We start from the raw sequence: 25,877 nt of genomic DNA, 5'->3' as shown, positions 1-25,877 counted from the left end.
TCACCCCTTGACCGCGCCCGCGGTGATCCCGGCCGTGACCCGGCCTTGGAGAATGAGGAAAACCACCAGTACCGGCAGCATGAACAGCGTGGCCGCGGCCATCGTCGCACCCCAGTCGGTTCCGAACGTGCTGCTGAACGACGACAGCCACACCGGCAGGGTGCGGTCGTCGAGGTCCTTGATGATCAACAGGTTGGCGAACGCGAACTCGTTCCACGCCGTGATGAAGCCGAACAGCGACGTGGCCAACAGGCCCGGCGCCAGCAGCGGGAAGACCACCCTGCGGAACGCGGTGATCCTGCTCGCGCCGTCGACCAGCGCGGCCTCCTCCAGCTCGGCGGGGATCGCCTCGATGAACCCGCGCAGGGTGACCACGGTGAACGGCAGGGTGATCATGAAGTAGATCAGCGTGAGCATGGACAGCTTGTCGAGCATGTCGGTGTCGCGGGCGATCACGTACATCGGGATCAGCAACGCCTCCCACGGCGTCATCTGCGCGACGAAGATCATCAGGATGAAGGCTTTGCGGCCCTTCCACCGCATCCTGGCGACCGCGAACGCCGCGAGTGACGCCACGACCAGCGACAACAGCACGCCGCCGACGGCCACCAGCAGGCTGTTGCGCCAGAACGACCAGAATCCGGCGGCCGACACGGCCGTCCCGAAGTGCTCCAGGGTGAACGACGGCCAGAACGCCGGCGTGGCCGACTGGATCTCCCTGGTCGGTTTGAACGCCGTCAGCACCATCCAGTACACCGGGAACACCGACACCGAGAAGACGATCAAAGCGAGAAACCGTTTGGTCACCTGGCTTTCTCCGTCCGGACGTACGCCAGCAGGACGACCGTCAGCATCAGCACGGTCACCGTCGAGATGGCCGCTCCCAGGTCGAACCTATGCAACGCCTGGGCGACCTGGAAGGCGTACACCGGCAAGGTGGTGGTCGCTTCGCCCGGCCCGCCCTGGCTGATCGCCCAGATCTGCACGAACGCCTTGAACACCCAGATGACCTCGAGGCACAGCACCAGCCCGAACATCGGCCGCAGCACGGGCACCGTGATCGACAGGAACATCCGTGTCCCGCTCGCGCCGTCGATCTTCGCCGACTCGTAGAGCTCGGCGGGGACCGTGGTCATCGCCGCGTACAGCACGAGCGCCGCGAACGGCACGGACTGCCACACGATCAGCGCGACCAGAATCCCGAACGTGGCGGTGCCGCTGGCGAACCACGTGTAGCCCTCGAACTGGTCGAAGCCCAGCCGGACCAGCACCCAGTTGACCAGTCCGAGCTGCGACGCGAACAGCCACTGGAACACCGTGGTCGCGGCGATGATCGGCATGGCCCAGGTCAGCACGAGCCCGCCCATCACCATCAGACGCGCCCACCTGCCCAAACCCGTCAGCAACAACGCCACCGCCGTGGACAACACCATGATCAGCACGACGTTGACGACGGTGAACACGAACGTGCGCCGCACCACGGCCCAGAACTGCGGGTCGGCGAGGATCTCGACGTAGTTCGCGAACCACACGAAGTCCGCTCCGCCCCTGATCAGCTCGCCGACGCCGAACCGCTGCAGCGACATGACGACGTTGCGCACCAGCGGATAAACCAGGAGATACGCGGTCGCCAGGACAGTCGGGGCGACCAGCAGGTACGGCCAGATCGTGATCCGGCGGGCCCGCGCTCGGGGTACTGGCGGGACCTCGAGTGCGGGCCCGGTCCGCAGGGCCGTCATCTCCCGGTGTTCAGCGCCGCGGTGATCACCGCGTCCGCCTCCCGTGCCGCGGTCGCCGGATCGGCCCCGGTGAGCATCTTGGTCAGGTAGTCCTTGATCGGGTTACGGGCCTCCACCGCGGCCCAGTTCGGTGAGTTCGGGGTGCCGTGGCCGTTTCGCGCCCCGGCGGCCATCGCCTGAGCGCCCGGGTCGGTCGCGGCCTGCGCCAGGGACGTGCGGTTGGGGACGTAGTTCATCGTCCTGGCCAGCTCGGTCTGCCACTTCTGCCCGGTGAGGGACTTGACCACCTGGTAAGCCTCCTCCTGCTGCGCCGCCGCCACCGGGATGATCAGGTCGGAACCACCGGTGAACACCGCGCCCGGCAGGTCGGCGGTCTTCCCGGGGATCGGGAAGAAGCCGAGCTTGTCCGCCAGTGCCGGATTGGCCTTGGTGATCAGCTTGGCCGCGCCGGGCACCGCGATCATCTGCGCCACTTCCCCGCCTGCGAAGACGTCGGACTGCTGCGGCTTGGCCTCGTCGGAGTCCTTCGGCCCCTTGCCCAGTGCCTGTAATCGCTTGTAGAAGTCCGCGCCGGCCAGCGCCTGCGGGGTCGCCAGCGCGCCTTTCCAGCCGGTTCCGTCGCGGACCGCCAGGTCACCGCCCTCGTCCCAGATGAATCCGGCCAGCGCGTACCACATCTGCCCAGGCAGGTAGATGCCCTGGACGGCGCCCTGGTTGAGCTTCTCGGTCGCCGCGAGCCACTCGGCACGCGTCTTCGGCGGCGTCACCCCGGCCTGCTCGAACAGGTCCTTGCGGTAGATCACCACGCGGTTCGCCGCGTAGTACGGGATGCCGTACTGCTTGCCGTCGAGCGCTCCCGGATCGCGCAGGCCGGGGATCCAGTCCCGGCCGGCCAGGTCGTCCACCTTGGACGTCAGGTCGGTCAGGCCGCCACTGGCGGCGTACTGGGCGACCTGCGTGTTGCCCACCTCGATCACGTCAGGGGCGTCGTTGCCGGCCAGGGCACTGACCACCCTGGGCCCGATGCCGTCCCACTCCTGGATCTGGATGTCGAGCCGGACACCTGGGTTGTTCTTCTCGAAGTCTTCCTTGAACCGGGCCGTGAAGTCGTCGGTGGTGCTGTCGCGCATCAACCAGACGTCGACCGTGACCGGGCCGCCGTCCGCGGGTTCGGACGCGCCGCAACCGGCCAGGAGAGCCACGGCCACCAGTTGACCAATTGGTAAACGCACGGGCCGACTGTGACACAGACCACTTGGCCAGTCAAGGGCCGGTCAGAACGGGAACCACGCGCCCGGCTGCCACGAGACATCGCCCCACGCCAGGCGTTCCCGCCGGTTCGGGTCGAACTCGACATGGGTGTCCTCGTCGAAGACCAGTACCGGCCGGGTCGGGCCGTAAGGTGGCCAACTGGGCAACGGGATGCCGTCCTCGATGAAGCTCACCCACGCCTCATGGATCTGGGCGGCGGTGATCTCCCTCGGCAGCGAGACCTGTTCGGGCGGGTTCCACACCATTCCGAGTTCCATACCGTGCGCGCCGTCGAGGAACTGCGGCACGCCTGGTTGCGCGATGTCGATGCGGTACCGGTAGACGCGACTGTGCAAGGCCTGGGCGTCGGCGAGCCGTTGGGTCGGAATGCCGTACCGCTCATCGCTCATGACGGCGACCTTGGCCGCGTCCGCGCCCCGGGTGTCCCGGTAGGTGTCCAGAATCCTGGTGTCGCCGAAGATCTCGGTGAGGACGGCATCCACCGGCGCGGTCGCCCGTTCCCCGAGGAACGCGGCGAACGTGGCGGCCTCATTGCCGTTGTGGCCGATCATCAGCCGGATTCCGGCCGCGCTGCCCGCCGCGATGAGCCTGGTCGGCATCGCGGGCAGCGCCCTGGAGTGCATCGTCGGCCGCCACAGCCATACGGCGGCCATCCCGGTCAGGATTCGTTCCTGCGCCGCGAGCACGTCTTCGGCGGGCACGGCCCGGACGTCACGCGTGCCGAGTTCGTCGATCAGCCGCCGGGCGATCTCGGTGCCCTGCCGCGGCGTCGCGACGTGGTCACCGCCGCTGCTGACGATGGCTTGGCAGAACAGGTTCCGGCTCAGCGGGCTGGCCATCAGGTTGCCCACGCTCTTGGCGCCCGCGGATACACCGTAAACCGTGATGCGTTGCGGATTTCCACCGAACGCGCCGATGTTGTCGCGTACCCACCGCAGCGCGGCGATCTGGTCGAGCAGGGTGCAGACTCCCGCGTCCTGCTCATCCGGGCCCAGGACACCGGCCAGATAGGTCATCCCGAGCGCGCCCAGCCGGTAGTTGACCGTCACCACGACGATTCCGGCACGGGCGAACGCCTCGCCCTCCCCCACCTGAATCCCGCTGCCCGTCCGGTATCCGCCGCCGTGCAGCCAGAACAGCACCGGCCAGCCACCTGGCGGCGGCACGCCTTGCGGAGCGCAGACGTTCAGGTACAGGCAGTCCTCACTGGACGGTGCGGGAGCGACGCCGATCTCCTGCGGTTGCAATGCCTGCGGCCCGAAATCCGTGGCCGGCCACGTACCCGCCCAGCACGGGGCCTGCCTGGGCGCACGCCAGCGCAGCTCGCCGACCGGCGGCTCTGCATACGGAATCCCGCGCCAGTGAACACATCCGTCGCCCTGCAGCCCGTTGAGCCGCCCCTGCTCGATCGTCACCAAGGCCACACGACCCCACTATAGGGACGCGATCCGGTGCAGGTTGTCCTCGACCCACGAACGCAGCGCGGCCAACGGCTCGGCGACACTGCGCCCCAGGTCGGTGAGGGTGTATTCGACGTGTAACGGCACCGCCGGGTAGATCGTCCGCTCGACGAACCCGGCGTCCTCCAGCTTGCGCAGCGTGTTGGTGAGCACCTTCGGACTCACGCCCTCCAGCTTGCGCTGAAGCTCGCCGAACCGCCGCGGGCCGTCCTCCATGGCACCGATCGCCAGCGCCGCCCACTTGTTCGCCAGCAGGTCGAGCACGCCACGGCAGGGACACTGCGCGGCGTACACGTCGTGCTTGTCGTGCTGCCCTGTTGGACACGAAAGCGTCACCTGAACCTCCTCCTAGCTGCATGCTTCCCGGCGGATAGTACTAGCCCTTGCGGGAAAGTAGGGCCTCGGGGATAGCTTCGACACACGCCAGCCGGAGTAAAGGAGAAAGACATGCGCGCGATCAGCCAGACCGAGTTCGGCGGCACCGAAGTGCTGCACGAGATCGACGTTCCACGCCCGGAACCACTGCCCACGGAAGTGCTCGTCCGGGTGGTCTCGGCCGGGGTCAACCCGGTCGACGCCAAGACCCGCGCGGGCGGCGGAATGGCGGACGTGCTGGGCAAGCCGCCGTTCGTCCTGGGCTGGGACGTGTCCGGCGTGGTCGAGGAGGCGGGCTTCGGTGTGCACACCCTCAAGCCGGGTGACGAGGTGTACGGGATGCCCTGGTTCCCCCGCCAGGCAGGCGGGTTCTCGGAGTACGTGACGGCCCCGTCCCGGCACTTCGCCCGTAAGCCGTCCACTGTGGACCACGACGCGGCCGCGGCGGTGCCGCTGGCCGCCCTGACGGCGTGGCAGGCCCTGCACGACGCCGTGCACATCAAGTCCGGACAGCGCGTGCTGATCCACGCCGCGGCCGGCGGCGTCGGACACTTCGCCGTGCAGTTCGCCAAGGCCGCCGGCGCGCACGTGACCGGCACGGCCAGCGCCGCGAAGCACGACTGGCTGCGCGGGATCGGCGCCGACGAGGTGATCGACTACCGGACCACCCGTTTCGAGGACGCGACCGCTGACCAGGACGTCGTCCTCGACCTGATCGGCGGCGACAACGCGGTCCGGTCGGTGCGGGTGACCAAGCCCGGCGGGATCGTCGTCGCCATCCCCGGTGGCGTGTCCGCCGATCTGGCCGACGCCGCCGAGCGGCGCGGTGTGTCGGCGATCCCGTTCCTGGTGGAACCGGACGGGCACGCGCTGACCGAGATCGCCGCCCTGATCGACGCGGGCCGAGTGCACGTCGAGGTCGAGCAGGTGTACCCGTTCACCAGGATCGCCGCCGCGCACGAGCGCCAGGAAAGTGGCCGGGCCCAGGGCAAACTGGTGGTCCGCGTCGCCTCTTGACAGCTCGCGTCAAGTACTTGACACTGACTGTCAAGGAGGTGGGCGATGACCGAGACCGGACCACTGGCCCAGCAGCTGATGTCGATCATGAGCAACCGGCTGCTGGATCCCTTGGAGATCCTGCTGGACGATCCGGTCACGGATCTGCGGGAGCGATGTGAGCGTGCCGCCGAAGCATGGGCGGCACGCCTGCACGGCCCGGAGGCGAACTACGCGATCGCGAGCATCGTCGGCGCCCTGTACCCGGGCGACGAGGCCTTCGACCCGCCCGCGGACTGGTGGCGGACCCCACTCGGGCAGGTCGTCCTGCTCCGGGTGGGGTTCCCCGGCCGCGAAGCGGTGTCGTACGCGCTCGCGGGTGCGATGTTGGGCGTCACCAGGCAGGGCGTACACGACCTGGTGACGCGCGACAAGCTCGCCCGCCATCCCGACGGGGGCGTCACCGTGACGTCCATCCGGGAACGGATCCAGCTGAGGGGACACCCAAGATGAGAGACCTGTTACTGCTGCACGGAGCGGGCGCACAGCCGTCGGTCTGGGACGAGTTCATCCCGCTGATGCCTGGCTTCCGCTGCGTGGCACCGGATTTGACCGGCCTGACGACCTGGGAGGCGATGCTCGACCACCTGGAGGGGCTCGGCTTGGACAACCCGGCCGTCGTCGGGCACTCGCTCGGCGGGGCGTTGGGCGTCAAGTGGGCCCACCGCCACCCCGAATGCCCCGGCGTGGTCAACTTCGACGGCCATGGCCACCCGTCGACCTACCCGGGCCTGACCGATGCCGAGGTCGGCAGCTGGAAGGCCAAGCTCAAGGAGCTCTTTGACGAGATGGCCAAGCAGATGCCACCCGAGCACGTGGCGCTGCGCCCACTGATCGACAACGGCTCGGTCCACGACCTGTACGACGGCCTGACCGCCAGGCACCTCGCGGTCGTCGCCGACAAGCTCATGACGGCCCAGGAGCCGTTCGCCGACTTCTACAACGCCATGCGCGAAGGCGTCCTCGCCGACCTGGCCGGGCACCAGGTCGTCCGGTTCGACGGATCACACGCCATGCTCCAGGAACAGCCGCGGAAGCTGGCTGAGCTGTCGGCCCGTTTTCTGTCGGAAGAGTGAGCCTAAGCAGTACCGCCTCAATCTCCTCTCGTTATGGCTCAAGCCATGCGGTAGCCACAACGCACTGACGGTCCAGAATGGACGTCACGGCCGCCTCTCGGCCGACCAGTTCCGCACGCCACTGCACCTGTGTTGTGCACGGTCCCGACAACGACCGCATCCGGCGTAACGAGGACATCCACCAACGCACCGAGCCTGTTGCTGCCTGCGACAGGGTGGTGCCATGGCGCGCGGGTCGCCCTGGCTGTGGGCGGCCCGCGCACTGGCCAAGCAGCCGTGAGCTGCGCATATTTCACCCCTGCCTTGTGCTGTGACGGCCTGCGGGCACAATGCTCGGCGTGACTTTGTCGATAGACCAGCGGATCGCCGAGGAGCTGGGCGTCCGCGAGCACCAGGTGAAGGCCGCGGTCGACCTGCTCGACGGCGGCGCGACCGTGCCGTTCATCGCCCGGTACCGCAAGGAGGTGACCGGCATGCTCGACGACGCGCAGCTGCGCACGCTCGAAGAGCGGCTGCGTTACCTGCGTGAGCTCGAAGAGCGGCGGGTGGCGATCCTGGACTCGGTGCGATCGCAAGGGAAACTCACCGACGAGCTGGAGCAGCAGATCCGTGCCGCGGACTCCAAAGCCCGTCTCGAGGACATCTACCTGCCGTACAAGCCCAAGCGGCGGACCAAGGCGCAGATCGCCAGGGAGGCCGGTCTCGAGCCGCTCGCCGACCAGCTGCTCGCCGACCCCACGCTGGACCCACAGGCCACCGCGGCCGGGTTCGTCGACGCCGAGAAGAACGTCAAGGACGCCGCCGCGGCGCTGGAAGGCGCACGGGCCATCCTGGTCGAGCGCTTCGGTGAGGACGCCGACCTGATCGGTGACCTGCGTGAGCACATGTGGTCCCGTGGCCGGCTCGCCGCGAAGGTCCGGGAAGGCAAGGAGGAAGCAGGCGCGAAGTTCGCCGACTACTTCGACTTCGCCGAGCCGCTGACCAAGCTGCCCTCGCACCGGATCCTGGCGATGTTCCGCGGCGAGAAGGAGGAGATCCTCGACCTCACCCTCAACCCGGAACCCGACGACGAGCCCCCGGCCGGACCGAGCGACTACGAGATCCGCATCGCGGCGAAGTTCGGCATCGACGACAAGGGCCGTCCCGCCGACAAGTGGCTCGCCGACACGGTCCGGTGGGCCTGGCGCACCAGAATCCTCGTGCACCTGGGCATCGACCTGCGGATGCGGCTGCGCAACGCGGCCGAGGAGGAAGCAGTTCGCGTGTTCGCCGCGAACCTGCGTGACCTGCTGCTGGCGGCACCCGCGGGCACCCGCGCGACCATGGGACTGGACCCGGGCTTCCGTACCGGCGTGAAGGTCGCGGTGGTCGACGGCACCGGAAAGGTCGTCGCGACCGACACGATCTACCCGCACGAGCCGCGGCGCGCGTGGGACGAGTCGATCCACAAGCTCGCCGTCCTGTGCAAGCAGCACAAGGTCGAGCTGATCGCGATCGGCAACGGCACCGCGTCCCGGGAGACCGACAAACTGGCCGGTGACCTGCTCAAGGCGCACCCGGACCTGCGGCTGACCAAGGTCATGGTGTCCGAGGCGGGCGCGTCGGTGTACTCCGCGTCGGCGTACGCGTCGGCCGAGCTGCCCGGGCTGGACGTGTCGCTGCGTGGCGCGGTCTCCATCGCCCGGCGGTTGCAGGACCCGTTGGCGGAACTGGTGAAGATCGACCCGAAGTCCATCGGTGTCGGCCAGTACCAGCATGACCTGTCCGAAGGGAAGCTGTCCCGGTCGCTCGACGCGGTCGTCGAGGACTGTGTGAACGCGGTCGGCGTGGACGTCAACACGGCTTCGGCACCGCTGCTGACCCGCGTTTCGGGCATCGGCGAAGGCCTCGCCGAGAACATCGTGCTGCACCGCGACACGCACGGGCCGTTCCGGTCCCGCTCCGCGTTGAAGGACGTGCCTCGCCTGGGCCCCAAGGCTTTCGAGCAGTGCGCGGGCTTCCTCCGGATCCCCGACGGCGACGACCCGCTGGACGCCTCCAGCGTGCACCCGGAGTCCTACCCGGTGGTGCGGCGCATCCTGGACGCGACCAAGACCGACGTGCGGTCACTGATCGGCAGCCCGACGCTGAAGAAGCTGCGGCCGCAGGACTTCGTCGACGAGAAGTTCGGTCTGCCCACGATCACCGACATCCTGGCCGAGCTGGACAAGCCGGGCCGCGACCCGCGTCCGGCGTTCAAGACCGCGTCCTTCGCCGACGGCGTCGAGAAGATCTCCGACCTCAGGCCGGGCATGACGCTGGAGGGCGTGGTCACCAACGTGGCGGCGTTCGGCGCGTTCGTCGACATCGGAGTGCACCAGGACGGCCTCGTGCACGTCTCGGCGATGTCCCGCAACTTCGTCAAGGACCCGCGTGACGTGGTCAAACCCGGTGACATCGTGAAGGTGAAGGTGCTGGAGGTCGACATCCCGCGCAAGCGGATCGGCCTGACGCTCCGGCTGGACGACGAGGTCGGCAAGCCCGCACCGCAGGGCGGTGGCCGTCGCGACGGCCGCGACAACAACGGCGGCCCGCGTCGAGGCGGTCAGCAACGTCCGCAGCGCCGCAACGAGCCACCGGCCGGCGGTTCGATGGCGGATGCCCTGCGCCGGGCGGGTTTCGGGAAGTAGTCAGGACGGCCGCGCGATGAGGCCGGCGAGGAACTCCCGATAAGGCTCCTTCATCGGGAGTTCCCGCTCCTCCCGCACCCGGCGGCGGGTCGCGGTCACCGTCATCGCCCGTACCGGGTCGTAGCCGGGGCGTTCGTAGGTCTCCCACCACAGGCCGACGCCCCGGCGCTGCCACGCCGGCACCTCGTTGAAGTTCACGCCGTACCGGAAGAGCAGCTCGTTCTTGGCCGAGGCGTTCGCGCCCTCCAGAGCTTTTGTCGCCTCCTGCCTGCTGCGGCCGTCCTTGCGCAAAGTCCAGTAGCACCAGCCGTTGAGGGCCGAACGGGCCGCGTCGGCCTGGCGCCAGGAGAAGTAGTCGATCACGTCGGCCGGTCCGGTGCCGATCCAGACCCGGCTGTCGAAGTGCGCCGGTTCGCCGGCCGCGTGGGTGAAGGCCGCGGCGGTGACGCTGGCCGACAACGACACCAGCTTCTCGACGCCACGGCCGAAGATCTGGGACTCCGGGTCGAGCAGCACCGAGATCTCGTCGCTCTCGGTGTAGGCGTAGCGGCCGCCGAACTCGATCAGCAACGCCCGCGCGGTCTCGGTCATCAGCTGCGAGAAGCGTAAGTCGAACGGCTTGTCGTACCGCTGCTCGGTGAACCGCGAGAAGCTGCGGCCGTCGACTCGCAGGATCGTCCATGCTCCGGGTGGCACCGTCATCGAGTGGAACCACTCACGCGCCCGCTGGCCGGCTTCGAACTCCTCGCCGTGCACGTCCGCCCCTCTTGTCACCGCTTTGACACTGTGCGTGACAGTAGCGGTATCGGCCGTGGTCAGGCCGACTAGGTCGTGCCACGCACGACCAGTTCGTCAAGACCGGTCTCACGCTGTTCCGGGACACCGGTGCTGAGCAGGTTGAGCAGCAGCCGGGCGGCCAGCGCGCCGTCGGCGGCGTGGTCGTGCCGGATCGCGGTGATCTCCGGGTTCACCAGGCGGCACACCGGCGAGTCGTGCCACGCGACCACCGCCAGGTCGTCCGGGACACGGATGCCCGACGTGGACACGACTTTCGCCGCGGCCATCGGGTCGTCGTAGATCACCGCGGTGACGTCCTCCAGGTCGCGTGTCGCGGCTATGGCCTCGTCGGGACCAGCGGCGACGTGGCCGATCCTGGTGTGGCCGCGCTCGGCGAGGTGCCTGGTCACCTGCTCGCACGCCCCAGTTCTGTCGTGCAGGACCGCGGACATGCCGGGATGGCTCGCGCCGATCAGGGCGGTGGGGACGCCGAGCTTGTGCAGCAACGGAATGCGCGGGTCGTCGGGCCGCGGATCGATCAGCAGCATGCCGTCCACCCGGCCGGACGCCCACCAGTCCTGGTAGGTCTCCTCGGCGTCCTTGGCGATCGCGACCTGCAGGGCCACGCCGTCACCCGCGAGCTCCCGCTCGATCCCTTCGACCGTCGGCCACGGCACCTCGCCCGCGACCACCAGTCCGGCGACACCGACCCGTTCGCTCGACAGCGCCAACGCCGCGATGTTCGCCCGCCAGCCCAAGGCGTGCGCGATCCGCGACACCCGCTCCCTCGTCTCCTCGGACACGCCGGGACGGCCGTTGAGCGCGTAGGACACCGCCGCCTTGGACAGTCCGGCACGCCGGGCTATGTCGCCGATGGTTGGTCGCTTCATGTCGGCCTCCGCAAGTCCACCCATTCGAGGGATACCCAGCCTGAACCCGCAGCTCAAACCCAAATCCGAAATGACTGTTCCGCATATCGGCCCGCCCGGACTGTCGGTGCCGTCCGCGAAGCTGTCGGCACACCGGGTTCACCAGGAACCTGACGAGAAGGAAGAGGTGACCGATATGGGGATCGTGGACTGCAGCGCGGACGTTCAGGTCAACGGCCGCAAGTACACCGTCCGGGCGGCGACCCTGCCACCGGCGGGCACCGGCGACGAACGGGTCGAAGTCGCACTCGCCGACCACGATTCGACGGGCGGCACAACCGAACGCGGTTCGATCACGGTGCCTGCCGACGGCCTCGCGGCGATCGGCAAACTGATCAGCCAGGTGCTCGCCGGTCTGTCCACATTGAGCGGACGGTCGGCCACCAGTCCGGCGAACGCCCAGGCGCCGTGGAGCAAGGAACAGGACGAGGAGTTGCTCGAACGCTGGATCTCGGCCGGCGACACGCACAGCTCGTACGCCCTGCGCCGGATCCTCGCCGACCACTTCGGCCGCACGCCCGGAGCGATCCGCGCCCGGCTGTTGCGCATCGGCTGTGATCCGGACGCGCCTGGTCATGCCTTCATCCCGGCACCTGGATCGTCGTGATGCCCGGCGCCGCGCCGCGTCCCCCGCCGTGATCACCGATCCTCGTGAGCCCGCACCCTCACGAGGCCCCGGATCTCCCTCGACTCGAGGAGTCGCCCTTGGTCCGACGAACAGAACTCACCTCACGCCCGCCTCGCCCGGTCACCGAGGAGCCGCCTTCGCGAGAACCTCAACCGATCGCCCCACCGGCACCGCATTACCGGCGCCGCGTCACTGACACCGCGTCGAAAGGAGCGCGTTCACGAACCAAGACAGTCCGCCGCCGGCCGGCACCCCGCCCACGTCGCGGGCAACCACTTTGTCCTCACGCCCACTGCTCGCCCGCGACAACCCAGGTGAGCCAATTGGCTCCCGTCCCCGAAAGCCTGCACAGAGAAAGGAGTTTTATCCAGCCCATCGCCTGTCCCGGCGCCGCACGAGGGCCGCGCGAATCGACCGGTCGACATCATTGTCCGCTCACGCATCCCGGCTGCGATGATCTCGCTGAGCCGGATGACCAGCCGCCCTGCCCCACCAGGGCGGGCGGCACATCGTGAGACGTCTTGAAAACTACTTCGACACCTGCGGAGGTTGCTATTTCACGTTGTGAACTAACACCTGGCCGGGCATTCACTCGGCAAGCTGGTTAAGCTGCACCCCGCTCATCTGCTGGAGAAGGCGACGACACTGTGAAATTCGGCGTGCTTGGCCCGCTGACCGTGACAGGCCCAGAGGGTGAGGTCCGATTACGCGGTGAGCACCAGCGTGTCCTGCTGGCCATGCTGTTGTTCCACGCGAACCGGCCCGTGACCACCGACCTGCTGGTCGGTGCGCTGTGGCCGGACATGCCGCCGAAGTCGTACGCCTCCAACCTGCACACGTATGTGTCGCGTCTACGGGCACGGCTTCCTGGCAGTCGCATCGACTTGGCCGGGCGTGGGTATCGGCTTCACGTCGCCACTGAGGACGTCGATCTCCTGGTGTTCCGGGAGGCCGCGGCCGCGGGGCGCAGTGCGGCGCGAGCCGGGCAGCCGGAGAAGGCGGCCATGTTCCTGCGTAAGGCGTTGGCGCAGTGGCGTGGACATCCGCTGACCGACATGCACGTGCCTGTGCTCGATGCCGAGCTGGGCAGGCTGGAGTCCGAGCGGCTGGCGGTGTTCGAGGACTGTGTCGACGCGGAACTGGCGGTGGGGCGGCACGCCGAGCTCGCGGCCGAGTTACAGGCGGCGTTGACCGAGAACCCGCTGCGGGAACGGTTGGCCGGTCAGCTGATGCTGGCGCTGCAACACTCGGGGCGGCAGGCTGAGGCGCTCGAGGTGTACCGGATGACTCGGGCCACGCTCATCGACGAGCTCGGCATCGAACCGGGAACAGCTCTACGCAGGCTGCACACCTCGCTGTTGCAGGGCGACGGTGACGACGCGCCGTTGCCACGGCCGACCTGGCCGATCTGCCAGTTGCCCGCGGTCGCCGCGGATTTCTCCGGGCGCGATCGGCAACTGGCCGAGGTGACCAGCCGGCTCAACCCGGGTGGGCACAGCGTTCCGGTGGTGGTGCTCAGTGGCGAGCCGGGCGCGGGCAAGACCAGCCTGTCGATCGGTGCCGCGCACCAGCTGCGGTCGGTGTTCCCGGACGGCCAGCTGTTCGTGCCACTGTCCGGAGTGGACTCGCCACGGGACACCGGCGCGGTGCTCGCGGACCTGTTGCGCGGCCTGGGGGTCAGCGGTCCGGCGATCCCGGACGACCTGCAGGCCAGGGCGGCGACGTACCGCGGGCTGCTGACCGACCGCAAGGTGCTGGTGGTGCTGGACGACGCGGCCGATCCGGCACAGGTGCGGCCGTTGCTGCCGGGCACACCGGGCTGTGCGGTGCTGATCACCAGCCGGAGGCGGCTGAGCGGGCTGGCTGGGGCGACCCGGCTCACGGTCGGGCCGTTGGCCGACGAGGAAGCACTCCGGCTGCTCGAGCGGATTGCAGGCCGGGCAAGGGTTTCCGCCGAACGAACGGATGCCGTGCGGATCGCGCGGGCGTGCGGCAACCTGCCGCTGGCGTTGCGCATCGCCGGAACACGCCTGGCGTTGCGGCCGAACCTGCGGCTGGGGCTGCTGGCCGACCGGTTGGAGGACGAAGGGAGGAGACTGGACGAACTCGAAGTCAGCGATCTTCAGGTGCGGGCGAGCCTGGCGCTCAGTTATGCCGCGCTGGCGAAGACGTCACAGGTGGCGTTGCGCCGGCTGGGGTTGATCGACACCGTCGACCTGCCGGAGTGGCGGATCACGACGCTGCTCGACAGCCATTCCACCGAGGGCGTCGTCGAGGACCTGGTCGAGTCGGGCCTGTTGGAGCCGACCGGCACGGACGAGACCGGCGAACCGCGGTACCGGCTGCACGATCTGGTGCGCGTGTTCGCGCTCGAACGCGCGCGGGCGGAGGACAGCACGCGGGATCGGTACACCAGTGCACGCACGATCGTCGACGCGATCATCGGCATCGCCGATGTCGCCGCACGCCGGCTGCCGTGGACGATTCCCTTGCCCCGGCTGCGTGGTCCGATCCCGGCGCAACCGTTGGCGAGCGATCTGGTCAAGCGGCTCACGGTCAATCCTGAGGCGTGGTTCTCGGCTGAGCGCGTGAACCTGCTCAACGGCATCCCGAAGATGAGCGCACTCGGCTGGCACACCGACGCGATTCTGGTGATGGACCGGCTTTCGGTGTACCTGTGGGCTGAGGGCCTCTACGCGGACATGCGGGTGGCGTACCAGAGCATCGCTGACGCCGCGGAGAACTCGAATCCACGGGTGGCTGCTCGCGCGAGGTCAGTCCTCGCGTTGCTGTGGCATGCCCGCGGACAGTACGAGAAGGCAGTGGACGCGTACCGGGCGTGTGCCACGGAACTGGCCGCCTTGGGCGAGCGGGAAGCGCTGGCCTGGGTGCACACCAACCTGGCCGCGTGCTTGATCGCGGTCGGCCGGTCCGAGGAGTCGATCGAGCTGACGGCGTCGGCGCGGATCGAGTTGCGCGACGACCCGTTCGCCGTCGGATCGGCGCTGCGGATCCAGTTGGCGGCGCTGAACAGGTTGGGCCGTACCGAGGAGTCCGCACGCATCGTGAGCGAAGCGCTTGACGTGGCCCAGAGTTTCGGTGAGCCACGACAGTTGGCGATGGCGCTGCACGACAAGGCATGGGCCTATGTGCTGGGTGAAGGAAACCTCGAGCAGGCCAGGGAGCTGGCCGAGGAGGCCACCACCCTGTTGCGGACGGTCGGCTCGCGGTCGTCGCTCGCCAAAGCCTTGCGGACGTTGGGCGCGGTCCTCGCCGGCCTGGGGAAGCGGGAGGAATCCGTCCGCGCCTTCAGGGAAGCCCGTGACATCGCGCGGGAACTCACTGAGCGGCCACGGGAACTGTCGTGCACCCGGGCGATCGCAGCGGCCTGGATCGGTGACGGCCGGGCCGGCGACGCGATCCCGGTTCTCCGCGAATGCCTTGCGACGTACCGCGAAATGGGCAGCACGTCGGCGACGACGATCACGCTGAACCTGTTGGCCGCCGCCTACGACTGCCAGAACGACGTTGTCGCGGCGGCACAGGCCCGTGCCGAGGCCGACCGGCTCGGCGATCCCCGGGACACCAACACCGCGATCCTGTTGAAACTACTGCTGAATCTCGCGGTGGTACCGGCGCCTGCCGTGCCGGCACCTTAGGGTCGGACGCCCCCGGCCCGTCCGACCCTCCCCTGGTGCTGACGCATCAGGCCCGCTGTTGTTTGACCGCCCGCGCATAGCGGTTGTTCGGCCCGAGCCAGGTCAACACGATCGTGATCAGAGCGGCCAGGACAGCGATCCACGCGGTGGCGAGCATGAGAGTGGTGGCCTCGTAGTCCCTGAAGGCGATGAGGCACGCGCCCGGGAGCGTGAGCGTGGCGAAGATGGTCACCAGGACCCGGCTCCAGGTGGCAGCCTTGCCCATCATCAGCGCGAACAGCAACGCCAACACGCCGGGCACCATCAGGATGTACGCCCTGCCGGCCAGCTGGTCCTTGATCTCCTCGGCCCCGGCTGCCAACAGCAGCTCGCCGCCCTCGGCCTTCACCTGGTCGACGGTCATCCCGGTCTCCTCGGCCAGCGCCTTGGCGGCCACCTCCTTGGCCAGGTCGACGCCCCCGGTGAGGATGACCAGGCCGCACGCGACCGCGGCGAGTCCGGTCAGGATCGCGATCGCCCAGGCGACGACCAAGGTGCCCGGCTTCTTCGGCGCCGCGTCAACGGCCTGCCCGCCGTGGGTCGCGGTGGTCGGGTAAGTGCTCACGTGCCTCAGTTCTCCTTGATATGCGGGACTGGGTGACAGATGTCGGGTTCACCCAGGCGCAGCACATTAAGAACCGGCGCCACACGGAACGAACACCCCGTTGCACAGTTAGCGCAGGCCGGCGATCAGCTCGCAGGGCACGGACATCACGACCACGGTCGGGCCGCCGATGGGGCTGCTCACCACCAGTGTGCCGTCGAACGCGGAAAGACGCCGCTCGATGCCGCGCAAACCGGTGCCACCGCCCGGGTCGGCACCGCCACGGCCGTCGTCGCCGACGAGAATGGTGAGCTTTCCCTCGTCGTAGGTCAGCCGGATCCACGCTTTGCCCGCCCCGGCGTGTTTGGCCACATTGGTCAGTGTTTCCGCGACGGCGAAGTACGCGGCCGACTCCACCGGCGCGGACAGTCTGCCGGGGATGTCGATGTCCACATCGGTCTGCAGCGGATTGGCCAGGACAAGCGCCTGGATCGCGCCTTCCAGGCCGCGGTCGGCGAGCACCGGTGGGTGGATTCCCCGTACCAGGTCACGAAGTTCCGCCAACGCCTGCGAGCTGGCGGCACGGGCCTCGGCGAGCAGTTCCCGGGCGGCGGCCGGATCGCGGGCGACTGTCTCCTCGGCCATCCCGAGGCTCATTCCCAGTGCCACCAACCTGGCCTGCGCGCCGTCGTGCAGGTCACGCTCGATCCGCCGGAGTTCGGCGGCCTGCGTGTCCACGGTGTCCGCACGCGACTCCGTCAGTTGCTGGACCCGGTTGGCCAGCCGTGCCGCCTCAGTGGGTGCCAGCAACGCGGCGGTCAGCCGGGCTTGTGCCCGCATCAGATGGGACGATCCGAAGTACCAGACGGCGACGTACAGCACGCCGACCGGGATACCGATGAAGATCGCGGACGCGGTGGAGCTCACCGACAACAGGCCGATCAGGTTGACATCGGCGTCATCCGGCAGCGCCCACCACCAGGTCGCCAGCGTGATGTGCGCGATCCCGCCGACCAGCAGCGCGAAGTTCGTGATCGCCAGCGCCGAGCCGACGACGACCTGGGTGAACACCCAGGCCAGGTCACGCCAGGTCGCCACGTCGGTGAGCAGGGCGAAGACCCGCCGGTACATGCCCTGACCGGGCACGCGGGCCCGGTACGGCCGCTCGATCTCGGTGCCCAGGACCCACCCGGCGCGCCTGCGGTGCACGTCGGCGAACTTGCGCAGCAACGCCAGCAGGCCGAGCAGGAGCGGGAAGCCGATCCAGACCAGCATCAGCCCCATCGACGTCAGCAAGGCGCTGAGCAGCACGATCAGCGGGGCCATCATGCCCATCAGGGCCACGCTCCAGCCGAACAACTGAAGCCTGGTCGGTGCCGGGCGCGGTGAGCTCATGCGCCCATTCTGGTATGCGAACGGCCGCCGGCCAGTGGGCCTAGGCCCACTCATTCCAGTGGCGCCACCACCGCCAGCACGGCCCCCAGGTCGACCTGCTGGCCCGCGACGACCGACAGCGACGTGACCGTCCCCGTGGCCGGAGCAATGATCTTGTGCTCCATCTTCATGGCCTCGAGCCACAGCAGCGGCTGGCCCTGTTCGACCTGGTCCCCGGCGGACACCGCGACCCTGACCACAGTCCCCGGCATCGGCGCGAGCAGCGAGCCCGGCGCCGTCTGGGCGGACGGATCGGTGAACCGCGGCACGGGCGTCAGCGACACCGGCCCCAACGGCGAGTCCACGCAGACCAGGCCCGGATACACCGCGACCCGGAACGCCCGGCGCACCCCGGCTACCTCGAGGACCACGTGCTCCGGTTCGGCACTGAGCAGCCGCAGGTCCGGATACCCGTCGGTGACCAGGCCTGCCCGAGTGTGCCGGTACGTGACCTCGTGATCACCGGACGCCGTCCGGTACACCTTGCGCTGCGGCTGCGACGGCACATTCCGCCATCCGCTCGGGACGTCCATGGAACGCCGTGCCGCGGCGTCGGCCAACGCGGCCGCGAGCGCACTGAGCGCCTCGGTGTCCTTGTCGGCGAGCGGCTCCGCGAGGACGGCCAGCTCATGCCGGTCGAGAAACGCGGTGTCGGTGTTGCCTGCCAGGAACTCGGGATGCCGCAGCACGCGCACGAGCAGGTCCCGGTTGGTCACCAACCCGTGGATCTCCGCACGCGCCAGCGCACCGGCCAGCCCGAGCGCGGCCTCCTCCCGGGTGTCGGCGAACGAGATGACCTTCGCCAGCATCGGGTCGTAGAAGACGCTGACGGCGGAGCCGTCCCGCAACCCGCTGTCCAGCCGAAGCCCCGGCCCGGCGGGCACCGCGAACTCCGTGGTCACGCCGGGCACGCAAAGCCGATGCACCACACCGCTCTGCGGCCGCCAGTCCTGCGCGGGATCCTCGGCATAGAGCCGCACCTCGATCGCGTGCCCGCGCGTGAGCGGCGGCCCAGAACTGTCGTACCCCTCCGGTAGCGTTGAAATCAGGGGTTCCCCCTTGGGAATTCCTGTTGTGGAGAGGGCTGCGCTCAGATTGGCACGGTCTTTCGCGGCCTGGCTGCCGGCCGCGCGTGCGCCGGAATTGTCAGACCCCTGCGGTAACGTTGAATCAAGGGGATCCCCTTGGGGAATTGCTGTTGCGGAAGGGGCTGCGCTGACGCCGGCGGGCGTCTGCGCCGCACCGGAACTGTCGGTCCCTTGCGGTAACGTTGAATTCAGGGGTTCCCCTCGGCGAATTGCTGTTGCGGAAAGGGCTGCGCCGGTGGGGATCAGGGCGGGCAGGTGGGCGCCCTGGGCGATCAGGATCTGCAGGCGGACGAGGTCCAGGCCGGTCGTGCACTCGGTCACCGGGTGTTCGACCTGGAGGCGGGTGTTCATCTCCAGGAAGTAGAAACGGCCGTTTTCGTCCGCGAGGAACTCGACGGTTCCGGCGCCGGTGTAGGCGATAGCGCTCGCCGCCGCGCGGGCGGCGGCGAAGAGGCGCGAGCGCATGCCTGGGGTGCGTTCGACCAGTGGGGACGGGGCTTCCTCGATGACTTTCTGGTGCCTGCGCTGGATCGAGCATTCGCGTTCGCCGACTGCCCGGACCGTTCCGTGGGTGTCGGCCATGATCTGGACTTCGATGTGCCGTCCGGTCTCCAGGTACGGCTCGCAGAACACCGTCGGGTCGCCGAACGCCGACAAGGCCTCCGACTTGGCCGCTTCGAGCTCGCCGGGCAGGTCCGCGAGGTCGCGCACGATGCGCATGCCCCGGCCGCCGCCGCCCGCCGATGCCTTGATCAGCACCGGCAGGTCGTCGGCCGTGACGTCGTCCACTTCGGACAGGACCGGGACTCCCGCCGCGGCCATCAACCGCTTCGCCGCTACCTTCGAGCCCATCTGGCCGATGGCTTCGGGGGACGGGCCGATCCACGTCAGGCCCGCCTCGATCACCGCGCGGGCGAAGTCCGCGTTCTCCGACAGGAAGCCGTAGCCGGGATGGATCGCGTCCGCGCCCGCGCGCTGGGCGGCTTCGATGATCAACGGACCGCGCAGGTAGGTCTCCGACGGCGTGTTGCCGGGCAGGCGGACGGCCGCGTCCGCCTCGGCCACGTGCGGCGACGACGCGTCGGCGTCCGAATAGACCGCCACGCAGGAGATCCCGAGGGACCGGCAGGTACGGAACACCCGCCGGGCGATCTCCCCACGGTTCGCGACCAGAACACTTGTGATCATCGCTCTCACATCCGGAAGACGCCGAAGCCGTCGGCGCCGGCCACTGGTGTGGTGTGGATGGCGGACAGGCAGAGCCCGAGGACCGTCCTGGTGTCGCGGGGATCGATCACGCCGTCGTCGTACAGTCTGCCGGACAGGAACATCGGCAGCGACTCGGCTTCGATCTGCGCCTCGACCATCGCGCGCATGGCCGCGTCGTTCTCCTCGCTGTACTCCTCGCCACGAGCCAAGGTCGCCGCACGCGCCACAATGGACAGTACGCCGGCCAGTTGTTGCGGTCCCATCACCGCCGACTTCGCGCTCGGCCAGGCGAACAGGAACCGTGGGTCGTACGCGCGGCCGCACATTCCATAGTGTCCCGCGCCGTAGGAGGCGCCCATCAGGATCGAGATGTGCGGCACCTTCGAGTTCGACACGGCGTTGATCATCATCGAGCCGTGTTTGATGATGCCGCCCTGCTCGAAGTCCTTGCCGACCATGTACCCGGTGGTGTTGTGCAGGAAGATCAGCGGGGTGTCCGTCTGGTTCGCCAGCTGGATGAACTGCGCGGCCTTCTGCGACTCCTCGCTGAACAACACGCCTTGGGCGTTGGCCAGGATACCGACCGGATACCCGTGCACCGTCGCCCAGCCGGTCGCCAGACTGGTTCCGTACATCGGTTTGAACTCGTCGAAGTCCGAACCGTCGACCACCCGCGCGATCACTTCCCGCGGGTCGAACGGGATCTTGAGGTCGCCAGGCACGACGCCCAGCAGCTCGTCCTCGTCGAACAGCGGCGGTGTGTACGGACCCGGTGCCGCGCCGCGCTTCTTCCAGTTCAGCCGCGCCACGATCCGCCTGCCGATCCGGATCGCGTCCTGCTCGTCGACCGCGAAGTAGTCGGCCAGGCCGGACTTGCGGGCGTGCATCTCCGCACCGCCCAGTGACTCGTCGTCCGACTCCTCACCGGTGGCCATCTTGACCAGCGGCGGGCCACCGAGGAAGACCTTGGACTGGCCCTTGACCATCACGACGTGGTCGGACATGCCCGGCACGTACGCGCCGCCGGCCGTCGCGTTGCCGAAGACCAAGGCGATCGTCGGGATGCCCGCGGCGGACAACCTGGTGAGGTCACGGAACAACCGGCCGCCCGGGATGAAGATCTCCTTCTGCGACGGCAGGTCCGCACCGCCGGACTCGCCGAGGTTGATCAACGGCAGCCGGTTCTCCAGCGCGATGTCCATGGCGCGGAACGTTTTCCTGACCGTCCACGGATTGCTCGACCCGCCGCGCACGGTCGGGTCGCTGGCCATGATCATGCATTCGACGCCCTCGACCACGCCGATTCCGGTGACCACACTGGCACCGACGGTGTAGTCGCTGCCCCACGCGGCCAGCGGGGACAGCTCCAGGAACGGCGAGTCCGGGTCGATCAGCAGCTCGACGCGTTCCCTGGCGAGGAGTTTGCCGCGTTTGCGGTGTCGTTCGACGTACTTCGGCCCGCCACCGGCGATCGCCTTGGCGTACTCGCCGTCCAGCTCGGCCAGCTTGCCGAGCATCGACTCGCGGTTCGCCGCGTACTCGTCCGACGCCGTGTCCAGTGTGGACTGCAACGTCGTCACAGCAGTACCTCCGGGATGTCCGTGTACCGCGCTCGTAACCACTCGCCGAGCGCCTTGGCCTGCGGGTCGAACCGGGCCTGCGACGCGACGCCGTCGCCGAGGATGCCCGTGACCACGAAGTTCACCGCTTTCAGGTTGCCGAACACGTGCCTGGTCACCGGCAGCGCAGCGGTTTCCGGCAGCAGCCTGCGGAACTCGTCGACGGTCAACGCGTGCACCAGCCACCGCCAGGCTTCGTCGGTACGCACCCAGACGCCGACGTTCGCGTCACCTCCCTTGTCCCCGCTCCGAGCACCGGCGACGAGGCCCAGCGGCGCCCGCCGCGCCGGCCCCGTCAGAGGTTCGGGCAGCGGGGGTTCCTCCACCGGTTCCAGGGGAAGCGTCTCGGCGGCGGGCGGGACGGGGATCGTCCGACCGTCCACAATCGCCACGTGGTCGACCAGTTTCGCGTCCACGTAACCAGGCGTGAAAAGTCCGTAGGGCGATGCGTCGCCGGGCGGGGCCGTCACGTGGAATCCTGGATAGCTCGCCAACGCGATTTCGACCGCCGCGTTGGCGAACGCCCGGCCGACGACCTTGGGATCGGCGTCCTTGACGGCACACCGCAGCAGCGCGCTCGCCTCTTCCTCACCGGCCGCGTCGACGTGGTCCGTGCGGGCGAGCGTCCACTTGATCTCGGCAGGTGGCTTGGCGAACGTCAGCTGCTGCTTCACCAGTTCGGCCTTGGCCTCGATGTCCAGGCCGGTGAGCACGAAGACCATCTCGTTGCGGAAGCCGCCCAGGGTGTTCAGCGACACCTTGAGCGACGGTGGGGGCGGTTCGCCACGTACGCCGGTGATCCTGACCCGGTCAGTGTCCTCCTGGGACAGTTCGATGGTGTCGAAGCGGGCGGTGACGTCCGGCCCGGCATAGCGGGCACCGGCGATCTCGTAGAGTAGTTGGGCCGTCACGGTTCCCACAGTCACGGCACCGCCCGTGCCGTCGTGCTTGGTGATCACACTGCTGCCGTCGGGGTGGATCTCGGCGATCGGGAAGCCCGGGTGGCGGATGTCGTGTTCCTGGAAGAACGAGTAGTTGCCGCCGGTGGCCTGCGCGCCGCATTCGATCACGTGCCCGGCCGCGACCGCACCGGCGAGCTGGTCGTAGTCCGTCGGCTGCCAGCCGAAAGCCGCGATGGCCGGGCCGACGATCACTGACGCGTCGGTCACCCGGCCGGTCACCACGACGTCGGCGCCTGCCCTGAGGCACTCCGCGATCCCGAAAGCGCCGAGGTAGGCGTTGGCGGTCAACGGTTGACCGAGCCCGAGTTCGGCGGCACGGCCGATCAGGTCATCGCCTTCGACGTGCGCGACGCGCACGTCCAGCCCCAGCTTCCCGGCCAGTTCCCGTAAGGCGTCTGCCAGACCGGCGGGGTTCAGGCCGCCGGCGTTCGTGACGATCCGCACGCCCCGCTCGGCCGCCAGGCCGAGGTTCTCCTCCATCTGGAGCAGGAACGTCTTGGCGTAGCCGAGCTTCGGGTCCTTCATCCGGTCGCGGCCGAGGATCAGCATGGTCAGCTCGGCCAGGTAGTCGCCGGTGAGCACGTCGAGCGGCCCACCGGTGAGCATCTCGCGCACCGCGCCGAACCGGTCCCCGTAGAACCCGGACGCGTTGCCGATCCTGATCGCCGACATGCCGTCAGCATGCCAGCCGCACGCAAAACAAGCAAGCGTGCTTGTTTTGCCTCGGGCGCAACTCACGGATACCGCCGGGGGACGCCGCTACCACGCAAGATGTACGCCAAGTTGCCGTTGCGGGCCGACGCGCCAGGCCAAGCCTCGAAGCAACCATCAGTGCCATGAGAAGGCGAAGCTTCCTGGCCCTGACGGCACTGGCCGCGTTCACGGTGACCGGCTGCGGCGGCGGGCAGGGCAACGTGGGCTCGCTGGAGTTCACCGCTCCCCTGCACATCCCGCCTGTGCTGGACCCCGCACCCGGCCCCGACGGCGTCAAGCGGTTCCCGTTGCGGCTCCAGGAAGGACGCGCCGAAATGCGGCCCGGGAAGCCCGTCGGCACTTGGGGGATCAACGGCGACTACCTCGGCCCGACGCTCCGCGCGAAGCGCGGTGACCGTGTGGCGATGAACGTGACCAACACGCTCGGCGAAGCAAGCACTCTGCACTGGCACGGAATGCGGTTGCCCGCGAAGATGGACGGCGGCCCGCACCAGATGATCAACCCGGGTGACACGTGGAGTCCGGAGTGGACAGTTGATCAGCCCGCGGCCACGACCTGGTACCACCCGCACCCGCACGGCCAGACCGCGCGGCACGTCTACCGTGGGCTGGCCGGGATGTTCCTGATCGACGACGACAAGGACGTCGCGCTGCCGAGGACGTACGGCACCGACGACATCCCGTTGGTCATCCAGGACAAGAAGTTCAAGGACGACGGCGAACTCAACGACAACACCGGCGGCACGTTCGGCATCCTCGGTGATCACATCCTGGTCAACGGCACCTACGGCCCGTACTTCCAGGTGACGACCACAAATGCCCGGTTCCGCGTGCTCAACGGCTCCAACGCGCGCGTCTACGACATCGGGTTCGCGGACGACCGCACGTTCCACGTCGTCGGCGGTGACGGCGGCCTGCTCGAGAAACCGGTGCCGGTGCGCCGGTTCCAAATCAGCCCCGGGGAACGGGTCGAGATCGTCGCCGGGTTCCAGCCGGGCGAGCAGGTGCTGCTGAAGAGCTTCGACGGTGACTCCGACATCGGCAGCGGCGACTTCGACCTGATCAAGTTCACCGCCGCGGAGCGGCTCAAGCCGTCGGCCGGACTGCCGGGCAGGCTCGCCGACCTGGCGCCCCCGGCGAAACCCACGAAGACCAGGACGTTCCGGCTGGGCGGGTCCAACATCAACAGCCGCAACATGGACATGACCCGGATCGACGAGGTCGTCGCCGCGGGCGCGAGCGAGATCTGGGAGCTGGACAACGTCACGTACTCGCACAACTTCCACATCCACGAAGTGGTGTTCCGCGTGCTCGACATCGACGGCGAACAGCCGCCGGAGCACCTGCGCGGCCCGAAGGACACCGTGTTCGTGCCCAGCGGGACGAAAGTCAGGCTCGCGGTGGAGTTCGGCCGGCACACCGATCCGAAGACGCCGTACATGTACCACTGCCACATCCTCAAGCACGAGGACCAAGGCATGATGGGACAGTTCGTGATCGTCCCGCCTGGAACCGAGGATCACACGTCACGCACGGTGTCGATGTCGGGCCACGGTCATTGAGAAGGCTTGCGGCCCGGCCCCGGCAGACCCGCGAACGCCTGGGCGATGTCGAGCCACTTGTCGGCATCGGGCCCGGTGGCCACCAGTGCGGTGTCCGCGCGGTGACGGCGTTGGGTGGCGACGAGGCACAGGTCCAGGGCCGGGCCGGTGACTTTCTGGGCCGCGTCGGCCGGGCCCCAGGTCCAGGTCGAGCCGTCCGGCGCGGTCAACGCCACGTGGAACGGCTCGGCGGGCGGGGTCAGGCCATGCAGCTGGAAGGCGAAGTCCCTGGTACGGACGGAAATATGGGTCACGTGCCGCAGCCGCGTCGTCGGTGGGCGCTCGACACCCAGCGCGTCGGCGATGTCCAGCCCGTGTGCCCAGGTTTCCATGATGCGGGCGGTGGCCATGGACATGGCGCTCATCGGCGGCCCGAACCACGGCAGCTTCTCCCCCGCGGGCACGTCCGCCAACGCCGACGCCACCGCTGTCCGGCCCGCACGCCAGCGGGCGAGCAACTCGGCCGGTGGCGTCCGGGCCAGGGCTTCGGCGCCTTCGTCGACGAGGCCGACCGGGTTCTGCCAGGCCTCGGTGACCATTTTCTGGAAGCCCGCCGCGTCGGTCGCGGCCAGGATGCTGGCGTCATCGGTCCACGCCAGGTGCGCGATCTGATGCGCGATGGTCCAGCCCTCGGCCGGAGTCATGGTGGACCACCCGGATTCCGGTAACGAAGCCACCAGGTCGTCGAGGGATAAGCCCTCGGCGAGCAGATCGTCAAGCACCCCGCGAAGTTCCGACATGCTGATCACTCTAACCGCGTCCTGGTTGGACCGACCCCGGCTCGTAGGCCGGCACGATCGCCTGCGCACGGTCCCGGACGCCGGGTTTGCCCAGGACACGGCCCACACAGGTCCGCGGGCCCGGCCCGAGGCGCGGGTTCGGCCTTGACCACATCGGCCGGTACCGCACGAGCAGCACCCGGCCGGTCGCGAGCGCCCAGGCGATCTCCATCCCCCGACGCTGACCAACCCGGCCCGCACCCGGATATCAGGGAAATTCCCGTAGTCCCATGGAGGTACGCCACAGC

General features: G+C 68.7%; 21 protein-coding genes. 7 read left to right on the top strand and 14 right to left on the bottom strand.

From position 1 onward, the window contains the following. Genes GC106_RS41440 through GC106_RS41420 form a run of 5 tightly spaced genes read right to left on the bottom strand, consistent with a single transcriptional unit; the run spans position 1 to position 4,807 of the window. On the bottom strand, positions 1 to 807 hold the full coding sequence (locus GC106_RS41440; protein WP_312873300.1) for a carbohydrate ABC transporter permease: 807 nt from the start codon (positions 805 to 807) through the stop codon (positions 1 to 3). Further along, positions 804 to 1,739, bottom strand: coding sequence for a carbohydrate ABC transporter permease (locus GC106_RS41435; protein WP_173141662.1), 936 nt, complete (start codon positions 1,737 to 1,739; stop codon positions 804 to 806). The genes GC106_RS41440 and GC106_RS41435 overlap by 4 nt, the downstream gene beginning before the upstream one ends. Then, entirely contained in the window at positions 1,736 to 2,971 is a 1,236-nt protein-coding gene (locus tag GC106_RS41430) for an extracellular solute-binding protein (protein WP_217281597.1), read from the bottom strand. Before GC106_RS41430 ends, GC106_RS41435 begins: the two co-directional genes overlap by 4 nt. A gap of 42 nt (positions 2,972 to 3,013) precedes the next feature. After that, on the bottom strand, positions 3,014 to 4,435 hold the full coding sequence (locus tag GC106_RS41425) for a carboxylesterase/lipase family protein (RefSeq protein WP_173141661.1): 1,422 nt from the start codon (positions 4,433 to 4,435) through the stop codon (positions 3,014 to 3,016). 9 nt (positions 4,436 to 4,444) lie between these two features. Continuing rightward, the gene (locus GC106_RS41420; protein ID WP_173141660.1) at positions 4,445 to 4,807 is read right to left on the bottom strand and encodes a winged helix-turn-helix transcriptional regulator; all 363 of its coding nucleotides are present in this window, start codon (positions 4,805 to 4,807) and stop codon (positions 4,445 to 4,447) included. 111 nt (positions 4,808 to 4,918) lie between these two features. On the opposite strand from GC106_RS41420, the gene GC106_RS41415 reads away from it, so the two are divergent. The 4 genes from GC106_RS41415 to GC106_RS41400 all read left to right on the top strand — a co-directional run bounded on the left by GC106_RS41415 (position 4,919) and on the right by GC106_RS41400 (position 9,647). Next, positions 4,919 to 5,863, top strand: a complete 945-nt coding sequence (locus GC106_RS41415) for an NADP-dependent oxidoreductase (protein ID WP_173141659.1) — start codon at positions 4,919 to 4,921, stop codon at positions 5,861 to 5,863. Between the two features lie 45 nt (positions 5,864 to 5,908). Then, on the top strand, positions 5,909 to 6,355 hold the full coding sequence (locus GC106_RS41410; protein WP_173141658.1) for a hypothetical protein: 447 nt from the start codon (positions 5,909 to 5,911) through the stop codon (positions 6,353 to 6,355). Next, positions 6,352 to 6,978: an alpha/beta fold hydrolase gene (locus GC106_RS41405; protein WP_173141657.1), complete on the top strand. Its 627-nt coding sequence runs from the start codon at positions 6,352 to 6,354 to the stop codon at positions 6,976 to 6,978. Before GC106_RS41410 ends, GC106_RS41405 begins: the two co-directional genes overlap by 4 nt. 338 nt (positions 6,979 to 7,316) lie before the next feature. Continuing rightward, on the top strand, positions 7,317 to 9,647 hold the full coding sequence (locus GC106_RS41400) for a Tex family protein (RefSeq protein ID WP_376777818.1): 2,331 nt from the start codon (positions 7,317 to 7,319) through the stop codon (positions 9,645 to 9,647). Here the strand turns inward: GC106_RS41400 and GC106_RS41395 are convergent, their stop codons facing one another. Together GC106_RS41395 and GC106_RS41390 are read right to left on the bottom strand one after the other, a co-directional pair. Next, on the bottom strand, positions 9,648 to 10,421 hold the full coding sequence (locus GC106_RS41395; protein WP_312873296.1) for a tRNA(His) guanylyltransferase Thg1 family protein: 774 nt from the start codon (positions 10,419 to 10,421) through the stop codon (positions 9,648 to 9,650). Between the two features lie 50 nt (positions 10,422 to 10,471). Next, on the bottom strand, positions 10,472 to 11,314 hold the full coding sequence (locus GC106_RS41390) for a LacI family DNA-binding transcriptional regulator (RefSeq protein WP_173141655.1): 843 nt from the start codon (positions 11,312 to 11,314) through the stop codon (positions 10,472 to 10,474). A gap of 70 nt (positions 11,315 to 11,384) precedes the next feature. Between GC106_RS41390 and GC106_RS41385 the strand changes: the two genes are divergently transcribed. After that, positions 11,385 to 11,960 (top strand): hypothetical protein, encoded by a 576-nt coding sequence (locus tag GC106_RS41385; protein ID WP_173141654.1) that lies wholly within the window; start codon positions 11,385 to 11,387, stop codon positions 11,958 to 11,960. Between the two features lie 668 nt (positions 11,961 to 12,628). Continuing rightward, positions 12,629 to 15,640 carry an AfsR/SARP family transcriptional regulator gene (locus tag GC106_RS41380; protein ID WP_312873295.1) on the top strand — a complete coding sequence of 1,004 codons (3,012 nt, stop codon included), beginning with the start codon at positions 12,629 to 12,631 and terminating at the stop codon, positions 15,638 to 15,640. A 46-nt stretch (positions 15,641 to 15,686) separates the two neighbouring features. On the opposite strand, the gene GC106_RS41375 is transcribed toward GC106_RS41380, so the two are convergent. The 5 genes from GC106_RS41375 to GC106_RS41355 all read right to left on the bottom strand — a co-directional run bounded on the left by GC106_RS41375 (position 15,687) and on the right by GC106_RS41355 (position 23,207). Further along, positions 15,687 to 16,244 (bottom strand): hypothetical protein, encoded by a 558-nt coding sequence (locus GC106_RS41375; protein WP_173141653.1) that lies wholly within the window; start codon positions 16,242 to 16,244, stop codon positions 15,687 to 15,689. Between the two features lie 108 nt (positions 16,245 to 16,352). Beyond that, positions 16,353 to 17,618, bottom strand: a complete 1,266-nt coding sequence (locus tag GC106_RS41370) for a sensor histidine kinase (RefSeq protein ID WP_173141652.1) — start codon at positions 17,616 to 17,618, stop codon at positions 16,353 to 16,355. A gap of 50 nt (positions 17,619 to 17,668) precedes the next feature. After that, the gene (locus GC106_RS48445) at positions 17,669 to 19,933 is read right to left on the bottom strand and encodes an acetyl/propionyl/methylcrotonyl-CoA carboxylase subunit alpha (RefSeq protein WP_246368002.1); all 2,265 of its coding nucleotides are present in this window, start codon (positions 19,931 to 19,933) and stop codon (positions 17,669 to 17,671) included. 5 nt (positions 19,934 to 19,938) lie between these two features. Then, a complete protein-coding gene (locus tag GC106_RS41360) occupies positions 19,939 to 21,534 on the bottom strand; it encodes an acyl-CoA carboxylase subunit beta (RefSeq protein ID WP_173141651.1) in 1,596 nt (531 codons plus the stop codon). Then, positions 21,531 to 23,207 (bottom strand): acyclic terpene utilization AtuA family protein, encoded by a 1,677-nt coding sequence (locus tag GC106_RS41355; RefSeq protein WP_173141650.1) that lies wholly within the window; start codon positions 23,205 to 23,207, stop codon positions 21,531 to 21,533. The genes GC106_RS41360 and GC106_RS41355 overlap by 4 nt, the downstream gene beginning before the upstream one ends. Before the next feature lie 164 nt (positions 23,208 to 23,371). On the opposite strand from GC106_RS41355, the gene GC106_RS41350 reads away from it, so the two are divergent. After that, positions 23,372 to 24,811 carry a multicopper oxidase family protein gene (locus GC106_RS41350; RefSeq protein WP_173141649.1) on the top strand — a complete coding sequence of 480 codons (1,440 nt, stop codon included), beginning with the start codon at positions 23,372 to 23,374 and terminating at the stop codon, positions 24,809 to 24,811. Here the strand turns inward: GC106_RS41350 and GC106_RS41345 are convergent. Together GC106_RS41345 and GC106_RS49580 are read right to left on the bottom strand one after the other, a co-directional pair. After that, positions 24,805 to 25,590, bottom strand: coding sequence for a TIGR03084 family metal-binding protein (locus GC106_RS41345; RefSeq protein WP_173141648.1), 786 nt, complete (start codon positions 25,588 to 25,590; stop codon positions 24,805 to 24,807). The two genes, GC106_RS41350 and GC106_RS41345, sit on opposite strands and share 7 nt — an antisense overlap. A 10-nt stretch (positions 25,591 to 25,600) precedes the next feature. Continuing rightward, positions 25,601 to 25,801 carry a hypothetical protein gene (locus tag GC106_RS49580; RefSeq protein WP_173141647.1) on the bottom strand — a complete coding sequence of 67 codons (201 nt, stop codon included), beginning with the start codon at positions 25,799 to 25,801 and terminating at the stop codon, positions 25,601 to 25,603. Positions 25,802 to 25,877: the final 76 nt, after the last annotated feature.

The sequence above is a fragment of the Kibdelosporangium persicum genome (genome assembly GCF_013280595.1).
Classification (GTDB): Bacteria; Actinomycetota; Actinomycetes; order Mycobacteriales; family Pseudonocardiaceae; genus Kibdelosporangium; species Kibdelosporangium persicum.
Note: the sequence above shows the minus strand (reverse complement) of the source record. Positions and strands in the feature narration are given on the sequence as shown.

Bases quoted from the DNA above. Each gene is read 5' to 3' on its own strand.
- GC106_RS48445 (WP_246368002.1), bottom strand. From the start codon at position 19,933: ATGATCACAAGTGTTCTGGTCGCGAACCGTGGGGAGATCGCCCGGCGG.
- GC106_RS41355 (WP_173141650.1), bottom strand. From the start codon at position 23,207: ATGTCGGCGATCAGGATCGGCAACGCGTCCGGGTTCTACGGGGACCGG.
- GC106_RS41385 (WP_173141654.1), top strand. From the start codon at position 11,385: ATGACTGTTCCGCATATCGGCCCGCCCGGACTGTCGGTGCCGTCCGCG.
- GC106_RS41390 (WP_173141655.1), bottom strand. From the start codon at position 11,314: ATGAAGCGACCAACCATCGGCGACATAGCCCGGCGTGCCGGACTGTCC.
- GC106_RS41370 (WP_173141652.1), bottom strand. From the start codon at position 17,618: ATGAGCTCACCGCGCCCGGCACCGACCAGGCTTCAGTTGTTCGGCTGG.
- GC106_RS41410 (WP_173141658.1), top strand. From the start codon at position 5,909: ATGACCGAGACCGGACCACTGGCCCAGCAGCTGATGTCGATCATGAGC.
- GC106_RS41345 (WP_173141648.1), bottom strand. From the start codon at position 25,590: ATGTCGGAACTTCGCGGGGTGCTTGACGATCTGCTCGCCGAGGGCTTA.
- GC106_RS41415 (WP_173141659.1), top strand. From the start codon at position 4,919: ATGCGCGCGATCAGCCAGACCGAGTTCGGCGGCACCGAAGTGCTGCAC.
- GC106_RS41435 (WP_173141662.1), bottom strand. From the start codon at position 1,739: ATGACGGCCCTGCGGACCGGGCCCGCACTCGAGGTCCCGCCAGTACCC.
- GC106_RS41350 (WP_173141649.1), top strand. From the start codon at position 23,372: ATGAGAAGGCGAAGCTTCCTGGCCCTGACGGCACTGGCCGCGTTCACG.
- GC106_RS41405 (WP_173141657.1), top strand. From the start codon at position 6,352: ATGAGAGACCTGTTACTGCTGCACGGAGCGGGCGCACAGCCGTCGGTC.
- GC106_RS49580 (WP_173141647.1), bottom strand. From the start codon at position 25,801: ATGGAGATCGCCTGGGCGCTCGCGACCGGCCGGGTGCTGCTCGTGCGG.